The following is an 18,165-nucleotide window of genomic DNA, read 5'->3' on the forward strand; positions in this document are numbered from 1 at the left end:
GTCTAGATGATCGGGATATGCGATCTGACCGGAACACACCGCTTCACCCTGCTGGATCTGGTGATAGTCTAGATGATCGGGATATGCGATCTGACCGGAACAAGCGCAGCCAGGCGCACTGCAGGTAGGTAAGTCTAGATGATCGGGATATGCGATCTGACCGGAACAAATTCACTCGCCTCAATCTTGTAGCCGCCAGTCTAGATGATCGGGATATGCGATCTGACCGGAACTGGCGCAAGGCGACGACACGAAGATGCGCAAGTCTAGATGATCGGGATATGCGATCTGACCGGAACAGGCCCTTCGACATGAACGATGTCACCAGTAGTCTAGATGATCGGGATATGCGATCTGACCGGAACTTCCTCGCGCCAGCACAAGCGCCCCACATGAGTCTAGATGATCGGGATATGCGATCTGACCGGAACCCTTCCCACTCGCCATTGCGCTGCTTGTCGAAGTCTAGATGATCGGGATATGCGATCTGACCGGAACGTTGCGACAGGGCGCCCCGCCAAACAACTGAGTCTAGATGATCGGGATATGCGATCTGACCAATTAATAAACCGATCAACAGTCAAACCCATCCCTAAAAAACCCTCACCGATCCTCCCTGGCACTCCAAATCCTCAGCACATAAATCACCCCACCCGCAATCGAATACCGAACCTCATATTGCCCAACAATGATGCGGCGCACTTCCTCTGGTTCAAACTCGTCAAGGCGCACGCCAAGCCGAGGATTGCGGGGCAAGCGGTCCACAGCATCTGTGATGGACACAACCACCTTCGCCGCTGCAGGTGGATTCACCTCCGCCAAAAAGGCATGAAGGCGCCCGAGATCACCAAGCGCTTTGCTGGTCCAATTTATTTGCATTGAGGAACCGGCAGAGGTTTGGCCGCGCCCAAACTGTCGGCCCACGCCTTGACATCAGCGTGATCAACCACCTGCCCAGCCTCCACTTCGGCCAGGGCTTCCAATGTCAGGCGATAACGCTCCTCTTCTTGCTCGACCCACGCAGCCAGGGCTTGCTTAACCACCCAACCACGCGAGCGCTCAAGGCGCTCGGCCAGGATGTCTACTTTTGCAGCCAGGGGCGCAGGGATGTGCGCTGTCATGACACGGGTGTCGGGTGATGCCATTTGATTTACTCCTAATCACAAACAATCATTGCACATCACACCATCGCTTTACAAGCGGTTTACGCCACAACATGGCAAGCGCAGGGGGGTTATCCACCCCGAAGTGGTGTCATCAGCCTGGGCCATAATCCAGCCCGATCACCTCATCTGTCTGGCGCAGCTCAATTGACAGCTGCGCTTCATCCCAAGGATTCACCATGACCGACCAAGCCAACAACGGCCAACCTTCCTTCAACATCCAGCGCATCTACCTGAAGGATCTGTCGCTGGAGCAGCCCAACGCGCCCGCCATCCTGCTGGAGCAAGGCCAACCCCAGGTGGACGTGCAGCTCAACCTGAACGCCGAAGAAGTCAAGGACGGCCTGTTCGAGATCACCGTCACCGCCACGGTCACCACCAAGGTGAACGACAAGGTGCTGTTCCTGGTGGAAGCCAAGCAAGCCGGCCTGTTCGAGATCCGCAACGTGCCGCAAGAGCAGATGCAGCCCATCGTGGCCATCGCCTGCCCGCAGATCGTTTACCCTTACCTGCGCGCCACCGTGGCCGACATCATCAACCGCACCGGCTTCCCGCCCGTGCACCTGACCGAAGTCAACTTCCAGGCCATGTACGAAGCCCAGCTGCAACAAGCCGCCGCTGGCGCGCCTCAGACCCTGAATTCCTGATCTCGGCCTGACCCGCATGAACCTCACGGTTCTGGGGGCGGGGGCCTGGGGCACGGCGCTGGCCATCAGCGCCGCCCGCCACAACCCCCACGTGCTGCTGTGGGCCCGCGACGAGGCCCAGGCGCGCGACATGCAGGCCGCGCGGCGCAATGCCCGCTACCTGCCGAATTCGCCCTTCCCCGACGCCCTGCGCGTGACGCACGACCTGTGCGAGGCCGTGGCGCATTCGCGGGCGCAAGGCCAGCATGGCGGCCTGGTGATCATCGGCACGCCCATGGCGGCGCTCGATGGCATGCTGCAATCCCTGCCCGAAGACGTGGCCGCGCTATGGCTGTGCAAGGGTTTTGAAAAAGGCACCGGGCGCTTGGGCCACGAGATTGCGATGGCCCTGCGGCCGCATGCCCGCTGCGGCGTGTTGTCCGGCCCCAGCTTCGCCAATGAAGTCGCGGCCAACCAACCCACCGCCCTGGTGGCCGCCAGCTTCGACACCACCCTGGGCGACCAGGCCGTGGCCGCCTTCCACAGCGACAGCCTGCGCGTTTACACCTCCAACGATCCCATCGGCGTGGAAGTGGGCGGGGCCGTCAAGAACGTGCTGGCCATTGCCACCGGCATCGTCGATGGCATGTCACTGGGCCTGAACGCCCGCGCCGCCCTGATCACGCGAGGCCTGGCTGAGATGACCCGCCTGGGCGTGGCCCTGGGCGCACAGACCGACACCTTCATGGGGCTGTCTGGGCTGGGTGACCTGGTGCTGACCGCCACGGGCAACCTGTCGCGCAACCGCACGGTGGGCCTCAAACTCGCCGAAGGGCTGCCCCTGGCGCAAATCCTGTCCGACCTGGGCCATGTGGCCGAAGGCGTGTACAGCGCTGCCACGGTGCTGCAACGCGCCAAGGCTTTGGACGTGGCCATGCCCATCACCGAAGCCGTGGTGGCCGTGCTGGAAGGCCGAATCACACCAGCCAGGGCGGTGGGCGAGTTGATGAGCCGCGAAGCCAAGGCCGAAACCGCCGGTGTGCGCCTTCAAACGCCGTTCGAATAACCGTTCTGGCGCCAGGCCTCGAACACGGCCACGGCCACGGCGTTGCTGAGGTTCAGGCTGCGTTGCTCGGGCAGCATGGGCAGTCGCACGCGCTGGCTTTGCGGAAACTGCTCACGCAGGGCCGGGTCCAGGCCACGCGTTTCGCATCCGAACACCAGCCAGTCGCCCGCCTGCCATGCAAAGTCGCCCAACAAGCGGCTGCCGCGCGTGGTGAAGGCGAACATGCGAGAGCGGTCAGGCTGCATGGCATCGATGAAGGCCTGCCAGTGGGCGTGGCGCCGCACGGGGGCGTGCTCGTGGTAATCCAGGCCCGCACGGCGCAGCAGCTTGTCGTCCATCGAGAAACCCAGAGGCTCGATGAGGTGCAGCTCGCAGCCGGTGTTGGCCGCCAGGCGGATCACGTTGCCGGTGTTGGGCGGAATTTCAGGTTCGACGAGGACGATGCGGAACATATGCCCGCGATTATCCCCCGGTCGTTTGCTTGAAGGCCATCACGGCCTGGTTGCGCAGCGTGCGCAGCAGCGACAGGTCTTTCTCGCTGATCTGCAGGCTGCCAGCCTGGGCCTTGTCGGCGTAAATCAAGCCCAGCACCATGTCCTTGCCCTGGTGCTTCATGGACATGGGCAACAGCAAAAATGTGGGTGCCTGCACGCGGTCGCGGAACCACACGGGTAGGCGGCTCAGGATGGGCTCGGCGCTGGCGTCAGAGATGAGCGTGTCGGCGCCTTTGAGGCTGACGGCCGTGAACAGGTCGGCCTGCGCGCCGGGTGCCAGCTTCAAGGGGATCTGAAAAGCCGACTTCATGCCGTCGGCGCCATGACCCAGGCCGATGCGGCCAATGAGTTGCATGGTCTTGGCGTCGCGCATGCAGAAGATCACGCGGCGGCAATCAAGCGCGCGGTAGATCGTCTCCAGAATCATGCGCAGGATGTCGTTGAGCTTGAAGGAATCGACCATGGTGTTGGTGATGTCCTGGATGCCGCTGGTGAGCACATCGGCCGAGTTTTTTGCCACGACCACCTGGTCGCGGTCCAGTTCGCCTGCAGCGTCGGTGTGGGCCAGGCCCAGGGCCTCGGGGCCGGGGCCTTCGGTCTGGCCGGCATTGGGTGCGTCCACATAGAAATGGTCCAGCAGGCGTTCGGCCTGGGCGTTTTTGGGCAGCTCCAGTTTGAGCGCCTTGGTCAGCTCGGTCAGGCGTTTGCGCGCGCGGGCGGCGGCCTCCTGCACGGCTTCGGGCTTAAGCTCCAGCGAGGCGGCGTATTTCTGGTTGAGGACGGTCAGGCGCTTGCCCAGCTCTTCGGGCGGTGAAAACAGCATGGCGTCGGCGGCGGCGTTGGCCAAAGTGGCCAGCCAGGATTGGTGCTCGGGCTTGCCCAGCATGGACCGATTGGGCACGGTGCCGGTGGGCGCCTTCATGGTGTTCAGCAAGCGGTCGGGCAAGGCCCAGGTCTGGCCCACAGCCTGGCCCAGGTCCTCAAAGGGCATGCCCAGCACCTGGGCGGAGGCGGCGGCCTCGGTCATGCCAGCCGGGGTGCCGTCGGGGGCCGGGCGGGCCAGTTCACGCACCTCCACGGCTTCGTCGGGCAGGTAGAACTCGGCCAGCAAGCGGCCCAGGTTGCGGAACAGGGAGCCGATGAAGGCGTCTTCCGCATCACGCGAATTGGTGCACAACTCGCTGGCCAGGGTGCCGGCCATCACGGTGCGCAAAAACTCCTCCTTGAGCTGCTGGGCATGCTTTTTGTCTTCCATGTGCTCGACGAGCATCAGGGACAAGGCCAGGTTGCGCACACCCGCCAGGCCGATCAGGGACACCGCGCGCGAGACGGTGCTGATGGCGTCACCGCCACCGCGCCGGTAATGCGGGGTGTTGATCAGGCGCAGCAGTTTCTGGGTCAGCGCGACGTCTTTGAGGATCTCGTCGCACAGGCCGCCCAGGCTTTCGTTTTCCGACTCGGACAGGGACTGGATGCGTGAGACCGAGGCCGACAGGGTCGGGAAATCGCTTTTGTGGCGCATGCGCCGCAACAGGTAGTCCAGGGTGACGGCGGGGTTTTCACCCGAGACAGGCGCAGAAGTGATGTCGACCGGCATGGAGACAACCCTATCAATCAAAATGAAGCAGGAGAGCGAAGACCGCTCATCGGTTGATTGGGCCGCAAGCCGCACTGAGGCAAACATCGGAATATCGGCGCGAAACCGTCCAATTCCCTGCTGAACTTTCAGGTAATTCTGAGTCGGATTGCATCCTCCGCTGACAGACGCGGTCCAGGCCTTGTTTATACGATCACTCACGGCGTGCTGCAAAGGGAGTGTCGATCACATGGGGAGTCAAAGGGGGTCACCCAACAGTCCGCGCGGCTTGCCGGAGACGGTGGGGCGGGCCATGGCGCTGCTCACCAAGACCCAGACCGCCCTGGAGCACCATGCCATCGTCAGCGTCACGGATGCCAGCGGGACCATCACCGACGTCAATGAGCGGTTCTGCCTCATCAGCGGTTACGCCCGTGAGGAACTGATCGGGTTCAACCACCGCATCCTCAAGTCCGGCCAGCATCCCGAGCCGTTTTACAAGAACATGTGGCACACCCTCCACCGGGGGCAAGTCTGGCATGGCGTGATCTGCAATCGCCGCAAGGACGGCACGCCTTACTGGGTTCAATCGACCATCGTGCCCCTGCACGACGAGCAAGGCGCATTGATGGAGTGCGTGTCTATCCGCACCGACGTGACTCACCTGAAAGTGGCTCAAACGCCTGATCGCCAGCGGGTGATGGCGCTGCTTCAAGCCTGCGTTGAGCTGAACACCCCCCACGACCAAGCCCAGACGGCACTGCTGTCCAGCGTGTTTGACCTGACCGAACAATGCATCGGCGTGGCCGACCTGGCCGGGCAGGTGATCTACACCAACCAGGCCCTTGAGCGCGCCCTGGGCTACAGCTTTGAAGAGATCCAACGCAAGCCATTTTGGGAGTTCACAGCGCCGCGGGTGCGCCGACAGTCCCGACGTGCCCTGCAAACCATTGACCGCGCAGACTTCCACTGGCACGGCCTGTGGCCTTTGCAACGCAAGGACGGCACGATCCTGCCCTCCTTGAGCAGCGTCGGCGTGATCGCCAACCAGGATGGGGCGCCGCAGTTTGTGTTCGACATCTTCAGCGACCACGAGCCAGAGTTGCTCCAACAGGAGGCCCTGCGCCAGGCCAAGGAGCAGGCAGAGCGCACCAGCGAGGCCAAGTCGTCATTCCTGTCCGCAATGAGCCATGAGTTGCGCACGCCCATGAACGCCATCCTGGGCTTTGCCCAATTGCTGCAGCGTGACGGCTCGCTCACGACCAGTCAGAAGCGCTATGCCGATGAGATCCACTCGGCGGGCCATCACCTCCTGGCGCTGATCAACGAGGTGCTCGATCTGGCCAAGATCGAATCCGGCCAGGCGCGCCTTACCCTGACCGGCGTCGACCTGGACGAGGTGCTGGCGGAGTGCCTGCGCCTGACCCAACCACTGGCCGATCAAAGGTCCCTTCGCCTGCATCCGGTCGCCCCCAGCCGAGCCACGGTGCAGGCGGACCGCATGCGCCTGAAGCAGATCCTGCTGAACCTCTTGTCCAATGCCATCAAGTACAACCGCCCCAGCGGTGAGGTGTCCATCCAGATCCTGCCCATCGGGGCTGACAAGCTGCGCATTGAGGTGAGCGACACGGGCCTGGGCATCGCAGCCCATCAGCTCGATCGGCTGTTCAAACCCTTCACCCGGCTGGAAGGCACCCACCACCATGCCCAGGGCACCGGCATTGGCTTGAGCATCTGCCGGGGCCTGGCCGAATCCATGCACGGAGCAGTCGGCGTTCGCAGCCAGCAAGGCATGGGCAGCACCTTCTGGCTTGAGCTGCCCACCACTCAGGATTTCCTGACCCCAGGAAGCGCCATTTCCTGATACGTGAAACGCCCCGACATGGGCATGCTTGACGAATGTCAAAGGTTGGGAACATTAAAGCCAACCAACATCGGGTCCACCCCTGGAAAATAAGAACCGCGCGTTAGACGATCAGGATCAGCCTCGCTTGCATGATGTCATTGGCAGTAAAAAAATGGGTGCAAGTCGCGGGGGGCCTGCTCGTGGTCACGACAGGCGTGCTCGGTGCGTCGGTATGGCGCCACCAGACCGATGCCCGGGTGCTGCTGATGGCCTGCACTGCGCTGTTCGCGCTGATGGGTGCAGGCATGGCCCTGGTCGGCGTGGTGTTGCACCCCATGGCTCAAAAGGTGCACCAGGCCCGAGATGACCTGCTGCGCTCATCCACACGCTGGTCACTGGTCATCAAGTACGCCGGCGACGGCATCTGCGCGCTGGACGTCCAGGGCCGGATCACCCTGTGGAACCCTGCAGCCGAAAAACTGCTGGGCCATGCCTGGGAAGAGGCGCGAGGGCAGGTGATGCATGAGCTGGTCCACAGCAAGCGCCTGGACGGTTCGCCCTACCCCGCGCAAGAGTGCGAGTCCTTCGAAGTGCTGCGCGATGGCCTCATCAGGCATTCGATCGACGAGGCGTTCTGGCACAAAGACGGTTACCCCGTGCACGTTGACATCGTGGCGGCCCCCATCTGGGAAGATGGCCAGATCACCGGGGCCGTCGTGATGTTCACCGACACCACGGAACGCAAGAACCTGATGGCCACCCTCAACCGCTGGCAGGATGTGTTCGACAACGCCAAATGGGGCGTGGTGGTCAGCAGCGCCGACGGCCAGACGCTGGAGCAGATGAACCCCGCCTTTGCCCAGATGCACGGCTTCACCGTGGCCGAGCTGACCGGGCGCCCCATGGCCGACGTCTTTGCCCCGCAGGCCCGCCCTGATCTGGACAAGCACATCTGCCGAGCCCATGACGAAGGTCACCACCTTTGGGAGACCTGGCATCTGCACAAGGATGGCAGCCAGTTCCCGGTGTTTCTGGACATCACCGCCGTGAAAGACGAGCGAGGCCAGGTTCGGTACCAGGTCATCAATGCGCAAGACATCAGCGCCCGCCACGCAGTGGCCAAGAGCCTGCGTGAAAGCGAGGAACGTTACCGGATGCTGGCCGACAACTCGTCCGACATGATCCTGCGCCTGTCCTCCAACGCGGTGGTGAACTATGTCTCTCCTGCCTGCGTGACGCTGCTCGGCCTGCCCCCAGACGCCATCCTGGGATCCAGCGCCTTCGATTTCTGCGTGCTGGAGGATCAGCCCCTCGCGCGGCAAGCTTTTGCCGCGGCCGAAGCCGGTGAACGGGCCTTCCTGGCGCGACTGAGACTGCAGCGGCCCGACGGCCAGATCACCTGGGCGGAGGCCAGTTGCCAACGCATTGAAACGCCCACGCACGACCGCACCCGGGAGTACATCGCCACCGTGCGTGACATCGGTGAGCGCGTGGCCGCCGAGGCCAAGGTGGTCAACAGCGAAGCCAATCTGGCGCGTGCGCAAGCCGTGGCCCAGGTGGGCAGTTGGCGCTACGACCTGAACAACCACCACATCGAATGGAGCGCCGAGACCCACCGCATCTTCGGTGTGCCCATTGGCACCTCGGTGGACTACCCATTCTTTCTGAGCTGCATCCACCCGCAGGACCGAGAAGCTGTCGACCAGGCCTGGCGACAGGCCCTGCTGGGCGCACGCTATGACATCCGGCACCGCATCATCTCGGCCGGCGAGGTGCGTTGGGTCCGCGAGCAAGCCGAGATGGTCCGCGATGCCTTCGGAGCGGTGGTCGAGGTGGTCGGCACAGTCCAGGACATCAGCGACTGGCATGCCAGCCAGCAAGAGTTGTTGTTGTCTCGCCAGGCCCTGCGTGATCTGGCCGCTCACAATGACAAGCTGCGCGAAGAAGAGCGCACGCGCATCGCGCGCGAAATCCACGACCACCTGGGCCAGCACCTGACCGCCCTGCGCATGGAGACCGTGCTACTGGGCGCGAATTGCTGCAAAGCTCACCCTGAGATGATGGCGCGCGTGCAGCGCATGACCGAGACCATCGATGAAACCATTGAGGTGGTGCGCGATGTGTCGACCGCCCTGCGGCCCGCCTGCCTGGACCTGGGCCTGGTGGCGGCGGCTGAATGGGCGCTGGCGGTGTTTGAGCGACGCACTGGCATCCGAGGTTCGCTCATCTGCGCTCACGAGTCGATCGAGCTGGACGATCAGCGCGCCACGGCCATCTTCCGCATCCTGCAGGAAGCCCTCAATAATGTGGCTCGCCATGCGCGGGCAACACACGTGCAAGTCACCCTCAGCCTGCAGGCCATGGACTTGCTGCTGCAAGCCTGCGACAACGGCATCGGATTCGACCCTTTGCCCACACCCCACAAGAAGGCCTTCGGCATCATTGGCATGCGCGAACGTGCCCTGGAGTTCGGTGGTGAACTGACCATCGCACGCCGCACGTTGGGTGGCACGACGCTTCAAGTGCTCGTCCCATTGGCGCAAGGGGCTAACGCATGATCCGCGTCCTGATTGCCGACGACCATGCGCTGGTTCGCCGCGGTTTGCAGCAGGTGCTGCACCAGGCGCCAGGCGTGTCGGTGGTGGGCGAGGCCTCGGACGGCTGGAAAGTGCTGGAGATGCTGCGCGCCGACGCGCCCGATCTGATCATGCTGGACTTGTCGATGCCCGGCCCCAATGGGGTGGACCTGGTCAAACGCATCAAGTCCCTGGTCCCCCAGGTGCCGATTCTGGTTGTCTCGATGCACGCCGAAGGCCAGATCGCGTCGCGCATCATCAAGGCGGGCGCCTCAGGTTACCTGACCAAGGACAATGAACCCGAGACCCTGATTGCCGCCATCCGGCAGGTCGCGAGCGGCAAGCATTTCATCGATCCCAGGCTGGCCACCGAGCTGGTGTTCAGCTCATCGCTGGTCAACTCGGCCGTGCCCCACAGCCTGCTGTCAGACCGGGAGTTCGGCATCTTCATGGCGATCGCCCGGGGCCGAAGCATCAATGACATTGCCCTGGAACTGCACCTGTCGGCCAAGACCGTGAGCACGCACAAGGCCCGCCTGATGCAAAAGATGGGCATTCAGAACATCAGCGAGCTGGTGTTGTACGCGTCAGAGCAGGGCTTGTTGGTCTGAGGCCCTGTCATTCAGGACTTCCTGAATGAACATTCCGGATTCGCTGATGGATCAAACCCTCGTTTGCTGATTGCACGGGCTTCGATGTCCGTGAAACCATGACTGCACCGAGACTAATAAGGGATGGTTCAAATGCGTGTCAACCTGCCTGTCACCCAACGCGAGTACGAAATTCCGGCCGACGCGATCCTCATGTCCGCGACCGATACCCAAAGCCACATCAACTATGCCAACGCGGCATTCATTTCGGTGAGTGGCTTTACCCGCGAGGAAATCCTGGGCCAGCCGCACAACATGGTGCGCCACCCCGACATGCCCGAACAGGCCTTTGCCGACATGTGGCGCACGCTCAAGGCGGGCAAGTCATGGACCGCGCTGGTCAAGAATCGGCGCAAGGATGGCGATCACTATTGGGTGCGCGCCAACGCCGCGCCGGTGATCCGCAACGGCAAGACCATGGGCTACATGTCCGTGCGGACCAAGCCCACGCGCGACGAGGTCAAGCAAGCCGAGGAGACCTACCGGGCCTTTCGCGAGGGCAAGGCGGGTCAGCGTGCTTTTCACCAGGGCCTGCTGGTGCGCACGGGCCTGTGGGGCTGGACATCGGCCCTGCAGACCATGCCGGTGCGCTGGCGGCTCCGCCTGGGCGTGGGCGTGCTGGGGGCCACCGGCCTGGCCGGGGCGTTGACCCTGGGTCTTGGCGGCGGCGCGCTGGCCCTGTTTGCGCTGGGCATGGCCCTGGCCTGCCTGGTGGTGGGCGGGTGGTTGAACGCCCAGATCGCCAAGCCCCTGGCCGTGATCCAGGCGCAAGCGCTGAACGTCGCGGCGGGACAACCCGCCGAGAACATCCACCTGAACCGCGTGGATGAAATCGGCATGATCCTGCGCGCGGTGAATCAATCCGGCTTGAACTTGCGCTCCCTGGTGGACGATGTCAGTCAGCAGGTCTCGGGCGTGCGCACGGCCAGCACCGAGATCGCTCAGGGCAACAACCACTTGAGTTCACGCACCGAGCAGGCAGCCGCTAATTTGCAGGAGACCGCCGCCTCGATGGAGGAGATGACGGCCACCGTCAACAGCAACGCCGACACCGCTCAACAGGCCACCGTGCTGGTGGGCAGTGCCCGAGACGCCGCCGCCAAGGGGGGGCAGGTGGTGGGCCAGGTGGTGGGCACCATGCAGGCCATCTCATCGGCCAGCAAGAAGATCGTCGACATCATCGGCGTGATCGATGGCATCGCCTTCCAGACCAACATCCTGGCGCTGAACGCGGCCGTGGAAGCCGCCAGGGCGGGCGAACAGGGACGTGGCTTTGCCGTGGTGGCCGGGGAGGTTCGCGTCCTGGCGCGGCGCTCGGCCGATGCCGCCAAGGAGATCAAGTCCCTCATTGGCGACAGCGTTGAGAAAGTGGCCTCCGGCACGCAACTGGTGGACCATGCGGGTGAAGCCATGGACGAGATCGTGGGCCACGTCAAGCGCGTGGCCGACATGATCAACGAGATTGGATCGGCCACGCTGGAGCAATCTACCGGCATCCGCCAAGTCAACGTGGCCGTGTCGCAGTTGGACCAGATGACCCAGCAGAACGCGGCGCTGGTCGAGCAATCGTCTGCCGCCGCTGAGAGCCTGAAGTCGCAGGCCGAGCGCCTGGTGGAGGCCGTGGCGGTGTACAGCCAGGACTAGGCCTGGCGTGGCCTCACGGGGCCAGGGCGCCGTGCAACGCCTGAGCGCGCAGGCCCAGCATGGCGCGGGCTTCCTGGGGTGAAGCGACCTCGCGACCAGCGCGTTTGGCGCAGGCTGCCAGGGCCTCGATCAACGGGCCATTGCCAGAGGTGCGTTCACCGCCGGGCAGGTAGAAGGTGTCCTCAACCCCAGTGCGCAGCATGCCGCCCAGGTCGGCCGTGGCCTGGTGCACGGCCCAGATCTCTTCGCGGCCAATCAGCGTGGTCTGCCAGACGGTGTCAGGCTCGCGGTACTTGACCAGCAGGGCCAGCAGCTCGGCATCCACCGGCATGCCCGAGGCCACGCCCATCACGAAGTTGTACTCCAGGTGCTCGGTCATGCCGGCCTTGCGGAACATGCCCACTGACCGCACGATGCCCACATCGAAGCACTCGAACTCGGGGCGGGTGTGCGTCTCGTGCATCACATCCAGCATGCCCTTGATCTTGTCGACCGTGTTGTCGAAGAGCATGGGCGGCCAGGCCCACTGCCCGTTCTCCTTGATCTTGAGGTAGTTCAGACTGCCCGCGTTGCAGGCGGCGATCTCGGGGCGCACGCGGCGGATGCAGGCCACCGGGCCGGAGATGTCCGGGCCCATCACGCCGGTGGTCAGGTTGATGATGACGCCGGGGCAGGCTGCGCGGATGGCGGTGTCGATCTCGGCCGCGACCTCGGGATCCCATGATGGGAAGCGGCCCATGCCGGGCGTCTGCTGGCGCAGGTGCACGTGCATGATCGAGGCGCCCGCGTCATAGGCCTCGCGCGCGGCGGCGGCCATCTCTGAGGCGGTGACAGGCACGGGGTGCTGGGCGGGGTCGGTCAACACGCCAGTGAGCGCGCACGTGAGGATGGCTTTGTCCATCATGATTCCTTTGAGGTGTCGGTCAGGTCCAGCTGGCTGAGTTCGATCTCAACCAGCAGGGCCTGGGATTGCACTTGCTCGCCCACGGCAACGTGAACGGCCTTGACCACGCCTGGCGCCTTCGCGCTGAGCCACATTTCCATCTTCATGGCTTCAACGCTGAGCAGCGGCTGGCCTTCGGTGACGGTGTCACCGGGCTTGACCAGCAGCTGCGCCACCACGCCGGCCACGGGCGAAACCGCGCGGCTGGGGTCGTTGGCCACGTCCTTGCTGGGCCAGGGCGAGACCTCGGCGAATACAAAGGTGGCGGCCTGGATGACCAGGTGCAGCGCGCTGTCGATCCACACGGCCAGCACTCGCTTGCGCACGCCATCGATCTCGTAGCGCAGGGTGCCGCCTTGCTCATCACCTTCGTGCCCAATGACGCGCAGGGTGTGCGCGGCCAGGTCCGTGTCGATGCTCAGCGTGATCGCGCCTTGCGGTCCGGGGCGGATGTGCAGGCGGTGCTGCACGCCATCGCAGGCCAGTTTCAGTTCGTAGTCGGTGACGCTGGCCGAGCGCAGGCTCAGGGCGCGTGCGTCTTTGCGGCCCTTCAGCGCAAACGCAGCGGCGGCGATCAGCCAGGCCTCTTGGCTGGCCACCGGGCGGTTCAGGATGGGCTGCTTGTCCAAGCCCCATTGGTCGATCAAGGCCGTGGTCATGGCGCCGTCGCGGAAAGCGGCGTGGTCGATCAGGTCGCGCAAGAAGCGGCTGTTGTTGCGCAGGCCTAGCAGGGGTGCGTCGTCCAGCGTGGCGATCAGGCGGCGGATGGCGTCGTCACGGTCGCGGCCATGCACGATGAGCTTGGCCACCATGGGATCGTAAAAAGGCGAAACCTCGCCGCCTTCGCGGATGCCGCCGTCGATGCGCACGCCGTCGTGCAGCGCACGTTCCGGGCGCCACCAGCGGATCGGGCCAGTCTGCGGTGCGAAATCAGCGTAAGGGTCTTCGGTGTACAGGCGGGCTTCGATGGCGTGGCCAGTGAGCGTGATCTGGTCTTGCTTCAAGGGCAAAGGCTGGCCTGCGGCCACGCGCAACTGCCACTCCACCAGGTCCAGGCCCGAGATCATCTCGGTGACCGGGTGCTCGACCTGCAGGCGGGTGTTCATCTCCAGGAAGTAGTGGTTCAAATCGGCGTCGACGATGAACTCGATGGTGCCCGCGCCCCGGTAGCCAATGGCCAGCGCGGCGGCCACGGCATCGCGGCCCATGCTGGCGCGCATCTCGGCGCTCACGATGGGCGATGGCGCCTCTTCAATCACCTTCTGGCGGCGGCGCTGCGCGCTGCAATCGCGCTCGCCGATGTAGACCGCGTTGCCGTGCGCATCGGCGAACACCTGGATCTCGATGTGGCGGCCGTTCTCGATCAGGCGCTCCAGCATCAGGGTGCCGTCGCCAAAGGCACTTTGCGCTTCGCGGCGGGCACTGACGATGGCCTGGGCCAGTTCGTCCTTGGCGTGGACCAGGCGCATGCCCCGGCCCCCACCACCGCTCACAGCCTTGACCAGCAAGGGGTAGCCCAACTTCTCGGCTTCCTTGATCAGGTGCTGATCATCCTGGTTCTCGCCCAGGTATCCCGGCGCGGTCGGCACCTTGGCCTCGATCATCAGCTTCTTGGCGCGTGCCTTGTCGCCCATGGCATGGATAGCCTGCGGCGGTGGACCGATGAAGGTCACGTTCGCCTCAAGACAGGCTTGCGCAAAGGCTTCGTTCTCGGACAGGAAACCGTAACCGGGATGGATGGCATCGGCGCCGGTCTTGCGCGCGGCCTCCAGGATGGCGTCGATGCGCAGGTAGGACTCGCTCGCCGCCGAACCACCGATGTGCACGGCCTCGTCGGCCAGGTCCACGTGGGGTGCTTGCGCGTCGGCATCGCTGTAAACGGCCACGGTGCGGTAGCCCAGCTTGCGCGCGGTACGGATCACGCGGCAGGCGATTTCCCCGCGGTTGGCGATGAGGATTTTGGTCAGCATGCTGGCGGCACCCAGTTGGGTTTGCGTTTCTGGATGAAGGCCGTCGTGCCCTCCACGCCTTCGGGGCTTTGCACGGCGCGCGAGAACATCGCGGCGGCGTCCTGGATCAGGTCTTGAGGTGGCTCAAAGCGGGTGCGGGCCAGCAAGGCCTTGGTGGCGGCGATGGCCCCGGGCGCGCAGCCCATGATGCGCTCGATGACCTCGCGCAAAGCCGCGTCCAGCGAGGCCGCATCGGCATGCACTTCGTGCACCAGGCGGATCGCCAAGGCTTCCGCGGCCAAGACCTTGCCGCCCGTCACCGACAGGCGCTTGGCCTCGGCATAGCCGATGCGCTCAACCAGGAAGGGTGCGATCTGCGCAGGGATCACCCCCAGCGAGGTCTCGGGCAAGCGGAACACCGCGTTGCCCAAGGCCAGCGTCACATCGGACACGCAGGCCAGGCCAAAGCCTCCGCCCATCACGGTGCCTTCCAGCGCGGTGATGATGGGCAGGCTTGATCGGGCATAGGCCAGGCACAAGCGACCAAACTGCGCGTTGACCTCGGCGGCCGCGTCCACGCCCGGCTCGGGCAAGGCCATGCGCGCCTTGGCCATGTCCTGCAGATCGCCCCCAGCGCAGAAGTGCCCCCCCGCGCCGCGCAGCACCACCACGCGCACGCTTGGGTCTTGCTCCGCCTGGGCCAAGGCCTGGATCAGCTCGTTGACCATGGTCAGGGACATGGCATTGCGCACTTCGGGGCGGTTGAGCGTGATGCTCAACACGCCGCCCGATTGCTGCAACAACAGCGTGTTCATCGTGGAAGACGGCGTCATGGCTTACCGGGCCTTCTTGGGCAAAGTGCCTTCAAGCTTGGCGATGATGCCCAGCATGATCTCGTCGGCGCCACCACCTATGGACACCAGACGGCCATCGCGGTAGGCCTGCGAGACCGGGTTGTCCCAGGTGAAGCCCATGCCGCCCCAATACTGCAGGCAGCTGTCGGCCACTTCGCGGATCAAGCGGCCGCACTTGAGCTTGGCCATCGAGGCCAGGCGGGTCACGTCGGCACCCCCGATGTACTCATCGACCGCACGGTAGGTCAGCGAACGCAGGCATTCGACCTCGGTGCGCAGCTCGGCCAGGCGGAAATGGATGACTTGGTTATCGATCAAAGGCTTGCCAAAGGTGTTGCGCTCTTTGCAGTACTCGATGGTTTTATCGATCAGGTTGTCCAGCATCTTCAGCGAGTTGGCCGCGCCATACAGGCGCTCTTCCTGGAACTGCAGCATCTGCATCATGAAGCCCGTGCCTTCCACGCCAACCAGGTTGCGCTTGGGCACGCGCACGTTGTCGAAGAAGATCTGAGCGGTGTCCGACGAGTTCATGCCGATCTTCTTGATCTTCTGCTTCTCAATGCCCTTGGCATCCATCGGCACGATGATGAGCGACTTGTTGGCGTGCACCTTGCCTTCGGAGGTGTTGGCCAGCAGGCAGCACCAGTCGGCCTGCATCGCATTGGTGATCCACATCTTCGAACCGTTGATGACGTAGTCGTCGCCATCGCTGCGGGCCGTGGTCTTCAAAGCTGCCACATCGGAGCCGCCCCCGGCCTCGCTCACGCCAATGCAGCCCACCATGTCGCCCGCAATCGCTGGGGCCAAATACTCGCGCTTGAGTTCATCGGAGCCAAAGCGGGCCAGGGCCGGGGTGCACATGTCGGTCTGCACGCCAATGGCCATGGGCACGCCACCACAAGGGATCGCGCCCAGGGTCTCGGCCACCACCATCGAGTACGAGAAGTCCAGGCCCATGCCGCCATAGGCCGGGTCGTACTTAACGCCCAGCAGGCCCAAGTTGCCCATTTTCTTGAAGACCTCGTGCGCCGGAAAGATCTCGGCTTCTTCCCACTCCTTGACGTGTGGGTTGATCTCTTGCTCGCAGAAGCGCTTGACGGTGTCGGCCAGCTGGATGTGTTCGGGCGTGAATTTCATGGGGTTGTCTCCTCGGGTTCTAGCGTCAGGTCAAAGGCGTGCCACGCCAAAGGTGTTCGATCTCAAACTGCGTTGTGCGGCTTCCTTGACCAGGTCCAGGCACATCGACAACACGCGGCGTGTATCGCGTGGATCGATGATCCCGTCGTCCCACAGGCGGGCCGTGCCGAACAGGGCCGCCGATTCCTCGTCCAGCCGGTCGCGCAACACATCGGACATGCCCTTGAGCATGTCTTCATTGACCGGGTGGCCCGCGCGCTCCAGCTTGCTGCGGGTCAGGATGTCCATGACCTTGGCCGCTTGCGCGCCGCCCATCACCGCCGTGCGCGCCGAGGGCCACGAGAAGATGAAGCGCGGGTCGAATCCCCGGCCGCACATGCCGTAGTTGCCCGCACCAAACGAGCCGCCCAGCACGATGGTCAGCTTGGGCACACGGGCATTGGCCACGGCCTGGATCATCTTGGCGCCGTGCTTGATCGCACCAGCGCGCTCGGCCGCCGAACCCACCATGTAGCCGGTCGTGTTCTGCAAGAAGAGCAAAGGCGTGCCGCTCTGGTCGCACAGCTGGATGAACTGCGCGGCCTTGGTCGAACCATTCGGCTGGATGGGGCCGTTGTTGCCCAGGATGCCAACCAGGTGCCCATTGATGCGGGCATGGCCACACAAGGTCTCGGGTGCCAGGTTGGCTTTGAATTCGAGGAAGTCAGAACCATCGACGATGCGGGCGATGACCTCGCGGGTGTCGAAGGGCTCTCGGTCATCGGCAGGGATGCAGCCCAGCAGCTCTTCTTCATCGAACAAGGGCGCGGGCACCGCCACGGCGGCAGGCACGCTGTCCCATTGCAACTTGTCGATCAGCTCACGGCACAAGGCCAGCGCGTGCGCATCGTCCTCACTCAGGTACTCGCCCAAGCCCGTCACTTCGGCGTGCATCTGCGCACCGCCCAAAGCTTCATCGGTCGTGTCTTCGCCAATGGCGGCTTTCACCAAAGGCGGGCCGGCCAGGTAGATGCTGGAATGGTCGCGCACCAGGATCACGTAGTCCGACAGGCCCGGCAGGTAAGCGCCACCAGCGGTCGATGATCCATGCACCACCGCGATCTGCGGGATGCCCATGGCCGACAAGCGCGCCTGGTTGGCGAAGCTGCGCCCGCCTTCCACGAAGATCTCGCTCTGGTACATCAGGTTGGCGCCGCCGCTTTCCACCAGGCAGATGATGGGCAGCTTGTTCTCACGGGCAATTTCTTGCGCGCGCAGTGCTTTCTTCAAGCCCATGGGCGAGATCGTGCCCCCCTTGAGCGCGCTGTCGCTGGCCGTGACCAGGCAGCGCTTGCCACCCACAATGCCGATGCCGATGATGGTGCCGCCGCCCAGCACATTCTTCTTGCCGTCGTCGTCGTGCATGCGCAGGCCCGCGAGCGTGCTCAGCTCCAGGAAGGGCGAGTCGCGGTCGAGCAAACGGGCCACGCGTTCACGCGGCAACAACTGGCCGCGCTTGTCAAACTTCTCGCGCTTGGCGGCCGACTCGCGGCGCACCTGTTCTTCCAGCCCCTGCACCTCGGCCAGGCGCTCGCTCATCCGCTTCACATTGTTCTGAAAGGCCTCGGCCTTGGGGTTCAAGGCGGAACGCAGAGCTGGCAT

At 64.0% G+C, this 18,165-nt stretch carries 15 protein-coding genes and 1 CRISPR repeat array (1 of these 16 only partly in view); of the genes, 6 read left to right on the top strand and 9 right to left on the bottom strand.

Going from position 1 to position 18,165, the window contains the following annotated elements; genetic code table 11:
- Positions 1-564: direct repeats of the CRISPR family, unit length 36 nt; unit sequence AGTCTAGATGATCGGGATATGCGATCTGACCGGAAC; it begins 1,123 nt to the left of the window's first position.
- Between the two features lie 39 nt (positions 565-603).
- Positions 604-879, bottom strand: coding sequence for a type II toxin-antitoxin system RelE/ParE family toxin (locus tag PSV38_RS00670; protein ID WP_300543671.1), 276 nt, complete (start codon positions 877-879; stop codon positions 604-606).
- The gene (locus PSV38_RS00675; protein WP_300543673.1) at positions 870-1,145 is read right to left on the bottom strand and encodes a ribbon-helix-helix domain-containing protein; all 276 of its coding nucleotides are present in this window, start codon (positions 1,143-1,145) and stop codon (positions 870-872) included. Before PSV38_RS00675 ends, PSV38_RS00670 begins: the two co-directional genes overlap by 10 nt.
- Before the next feature lie 197 nt (positions 1,146-1,342).
- On the opposite strand from PSV38_RS00675, the gene secB reads away from it, so the two are divergent.
- Both secB and PSV38_RS00685 read left to right on the top strand, forming a co-directional pair.
- Complete coding sequence (secB, locus tag PSV38_RS00680) at positions 1,343-1,810, top strand: protein-export chaperone SecB (RefSeq protein WP_300543677.1); 468 nt, start codon at positions 1,343-1,345, stop codon at positions 1,808-1,810.
- A gap of 16 nt (positions 1,811-1,826) precedes the next feature.
- Complete coding sequence (locus PSV38_RS00685; protein WP_300543679.1) at positions 1,827-2,855, top strand: NAD(P)H-dependent glycerol-3-phosphate dehydrogenase; 1,029 nt, start codon at positions 1,827-1,829, stop codon at positions 2,853-2,855.
- Here the strand turns inward: PSV38_RS00685 and trmL are convergent.
- Both trmL and PSV38_RS00695 read right to left on the bottom strand, forming a co-directional pair.
- A complete protein-coding gene (gene trmL, locus PSV38_RS00690; protein ID WP_300543681.1) occupies positions 2,837-3,307 on the bottom strand; it encodes a tRNA (uridine(34)/cytosine(34)/5-carboxymethylaminomethyluridine(34)-2'-O)-methyltransferase TrmL in 471 nt (156 codons plus the stop codon). The genes PSV38_RS00685 and trmL overlap by 19 nt on opposite strands.
- A gap of 10 nt (positions 3,308-3,317) precedes the next feature.
- Complete coding sequence (locus PSV38_RS00695; protein ID WP_300543683.1) at positions 3,318-4,946, bottom strand: HDOD domain-containing protein; 1,629 nt, start codon at positions 4,944-4,946, stop codon at positions 3,318-3,320.
- 292 nt (positions 4,947-5,238) lie between these two features.
- On the opposite strand from PSV38_RS00695, the gene PSV38_RS00700 reads away from it, so the two are divergent.
- From PSV38_RS00700 to PSV38_RS00715, 4 genes are all read left to right on the top strand, one after another.
- Entirely contained in the window at positions 5,239-6,789 is a 1,551-nt protein-coding gene (locus PSV38_RS00700) for a PAS domain-containing hybrid sensor histidine kinase/response regulator (protein ID WP_300543684.1), read from the top strand.
- Between the two features lie 134 nt (positions 6,790-6,923).
- Positions 6,924-9,329, top strand: a complete 2,406-nt coding sequence (locus PSV38_RS00705; RefSeq protein ID WP_300543687.1) for a PAS domain S-box protein — start codon at positions 6,924-6,926, stop codon at positions 9,327-9,329.
- A complete protein-coding gene (locus PSV38_RS00710) occupies positions 9,326-9,958 on the top strand; it encodes a response regulator transcription factor (RefSeq protein WP_300543690.1) in 633 nt (210 codons plus the stop codon). Before PSV38_RS00705 ends, PSV38_RS00710 begins: the two co-directional genes overlap by 4 nt.
- A 132-nt stretch (positions 9,959-10,090) precedes the next feature.
- Positions 10,091-11,641: a PAS domain-containing methyl-accepting chemotaxis protein gene (locus tag PSV38_RS00715; protein WP_300543694.1), complete on the top strand. Its 1,551-nt coding sequence runs from the start codon at positions 10,091-10,093 to the stop codon at positions 11,639-11,641.
- A gap of 13 nt (positions 11,642-11,654) precedes the next feature.
- On the opposite strand, the gene PSV38_RS00720 is transcribed toward PSV38_RS00715, so the two are convergent.
- From PSV38_RS00720 to PSV38_RS00740, 5 genes are read right to left on the bottom strand one after another with little or no spacing between them, the layout of a single operon-like run.
- Positions 11,655-12,545: a 3-keto-5-aminohexanoate cleavage protein gene (locus PSV38_RS00720; protein WP_300543696.1), complete on the bottom strand. Its 891-nt coding sequence runs from the start codon at positions 12,543-12,545 to the stop codon at positions 11,655-11,657.
- The gene (locus PSV38_RS00725; protein ID WP_300543699.1) at positions 12,542-14,554 is read right to left on the bottom strand and encodes an acetyl/propionyl/methylcrotonyl-CoA carboxylase subunit alpha; all 2,013 of its coding nucleotides are present in this window, start codon (positions 14,552-14,554) and stop codon (positions 12,542-12,544) included. The genes PSV38_RS00720 and PSV38_RS00725 overlap by 4 nt, the downstream gene beginning before the upstream one ends.
- On the bottom strand, positions 14,548-15,366 hold the full coding sequence (locus tag PSV38_RS00730) for an enoyl-CoA hydratase-related protein (RefSeq protein WP_300543702.1): 819 nt from the start codon (positions 15,364-15,366) through the stop codon (positions 14,548-14,550). The genes PSV38_RS00725 and PSV38_RS00730 overlap by 7 nt, the downstream gene beginning before the upstream one ends.
- A 3-nt stretch (positions 15,367-15,369) precedes the next feature.
- Positions 15,370-16,524, bottom strand: coding sequence for an acyl-CoA dehydrogenase family protein (locus PSV38_RS00735; RefSeq protein ID WP_300543704.1), 1,155 nt, complete (start codon positions 16,522-16,524; stop codon positions 15,370-15,372).
- A gap of 30 nt (positions 16,525-16,554) precedes the next feature.
- Positions 16,555-18,165, bottom strand: coding sequence for a carboxyl transferase domain-containing protein (locus tag PSV38_RS00740; protein ID WP_300543707.1), 1,611 nt, complete (start codon positions 18,163-18,165; stop codon positions 16,555-16,557).

Origin of the sequence: Aquabacterium sp., assembly GCF_029946005.1 — a bacterium.
GTDB lineage: Bacteria > Pseudomonadota > Gammaproteobacteria > Burkholderiales > Burkholderiaceae_C > Aquabacterium.

Coding starts and splice junctions, on each gene's coding strand:
- PSV38_RS00735 (WP_300543704.1), bottom strand. CDS start 16,524: ATGAAATTCACGCCCGAACACATCCAGCTGGCCGACACCGTCAAGCGC.
- PSV38_RS00715 (WP_300543694.1), top strand. CDS start 10,091: ATGCGTGTCAACCTGCCTGTCACCCAACGCGAGTACGAAATTCCGGCC.
- PSV38_RS00700 (WP_300543684.1), top strand. CDS start 5,239: ATGGCGCTGCTCACCAAGACCCAGACCGCCCTGGAGCACCATGCCATC.
- PSV38_RS00720 (WP_300543696.1), bottom strand. CDS start 12,545: ATGATGGACAAAGCCATCCTCACGTGCGCGCTCACTGGCGTGTTGACC.
- PSV38_RS00675 (WP_300543673.1), bottom strand. CDS start 1,145: ATGGCATCACCCGACACCCGTGTCATGACAGCGCACATCCCTGCGCCC.
- PSV38_RS00705 (WP_300543687.1), top strand. CDS start 6,924: ATGTCATTGGCAGTAAAAAAATGGGTGCAAGTCGCGGGGGGCCTGCTC.
- PSV38_RS00730 (WP_300543702.1), bottom strand. CDS start 15,366: ATGACGCCGTCTTCCACGATGAACACGCTGTTGTTGCAGCAATCGGGC.
- PSV38_RS00710 (WP_300543690.1), top strand. CDS start 9,326: ATGATCCGCGTCCTGATTGCCGACGACCATGCGCTGGTTCGCCGCGGT.
- PSV38_RS00685 (WP_300543679.1), top strand. CDS start 1,827: ATGAACCTCACGGTTCTGGGGGCGGGGGCCTGGGGCACGGCGCTGGCC.
- PSV38_RS00670 (WP_300543671.1), bottom strand. CDS start 879: ATGCAAATAAATTGGACCAGCAAAGCGCTTGGTGATCTCGGGCGCCTT.
- PSV38_RS00725 (WP_300543699.1), bottom strand. CDS start 14,554: ATGCTGACCAAAATCCTCATCGCCAACCGCGGGGAAATCGCCTGCCGC.
- PSV38_RS00695 (WP_300543683.1), bottom strand. CDS start 4,946: ATGCCGGTCGACATCACTTCTGCGCCTGTCTCGGGTGAAAACCCCGCC.
- trmL (WP_300543681.1), bottom strand. CDS start 3,307: ATGTTCCGCATCGTCCTCGTCGAACCTGAAATTCCGCCCAACACCGGC.
- PSV38_RS00740 (WP_300543707.1), bottom strand. CDS start 18,165: ATGCCAGCTCTGCGTTCCGCCTTGAACCCCAAGGCCGAGGCCTTTCAG.
- secB (WP_300543677.1), top strand. CDS start 1,343: ATGACCGACCAAGCCAACAACGGCCAACCTTCCTTCAACATCCAGCGC.